This window comes from Bartonella sp. MU70NMGDW, assembly GCF_042194085.1.
Classification (GTDB): domain Bacteria; phylum Pseudomonadota; class Alphaproteobacteria; order Rhizobiales; family Rhizobiaceae; genus Bartonella; species Bartonella grahamii.
This window is the reverse complement of sequence record NZ_JBHIMK010000495.1, coordinates 1-858: the sequence shown is the minus strand read 5'-3', so window position 1 is coordinate 858 and position 858 is coordinate 1. Positions and strand designations below refer to the sequence as shown.

1 pseudogene is annotated in these 858 nt (G+C 36.4%); it reads right to left on the bottom strand.

The annotated features are described in order from the left end of the window. Nucleotides 1–672: 672 nt before the first annotated feature. A pseudogene (locus ACFIKE_RS11800) lies at nt 673–858 on the bottom strand (cell division protein ZapA); the annotation flags it as partial.

Here is an 858-nt window from a genome sequence, read left to right as displayed (position 1 = left end):
AGAGGATGTTTTCAAGAGCTATTATTGTTGTTTATGATGTTTGAGGTTGTATGAGATTAACATACTCTTCGGGTTTGGCTTTTTTCTGGCTCTGAAGGATGAAAATACTAAAGTTCACGCTGGTTTATAAATGATACGGTTCTTTTCGGTGGGTTTCATCTGATGGACATTCTAGGTGCAGAGACTCCATGGTGCTTATATTATCAAATGGCGGTGTTTTAGGGGATAATAGATAAGGTTATTTTTTAAATATATTTTGAATCTGCTTGACCTTATCTAAGGACAAGGACTTTATGGTATGCATTCAGAGGAAACATGAATAGAGTTCTTTTTTTCGAAGGATGCTTTATTTGTTTGTTGCTGTTGTCATTTATATGATTTTTTTACAATGATGTTGGTTTTGTTATCTTGTTGCACTGTTAAAGACATCTCATTTGAAGTGTGGTGATATAAGGTTGCCTCTTTGATATAAGAAGTGTTTGTGCGGAGATGAAAGATTCAGGGTCGGGCTTTCTTGTTGAGTTTTAAGTTAATCCCATAAGTGGTGAGTAGCTGGAATCCTCTTTATAAAAAACTGGACCATTTAGAGATTGGTGTGGGTTTAAGAGTTTTTATCCTGTGAGGTGTGGCGGACAAGTCAAGTCTCTGGTTTATTATGCGCTGATGTACTTTTTAGAAATCTTCCTGTTCTTGTTCTTGAATGTTTGTGCTGTTTTGATCATCTTTGAGCAATTGGTTGGTGAGATTTTCAATGCGTTGGGTGGTGTCACGCATAATTTTTCCCATGGTGCGGTCTCTTTCGTTGTGGAGTCGTAAAAGAGCATTGTAGTCTTCTTGTAATTTTTTATTTTCTCGTTT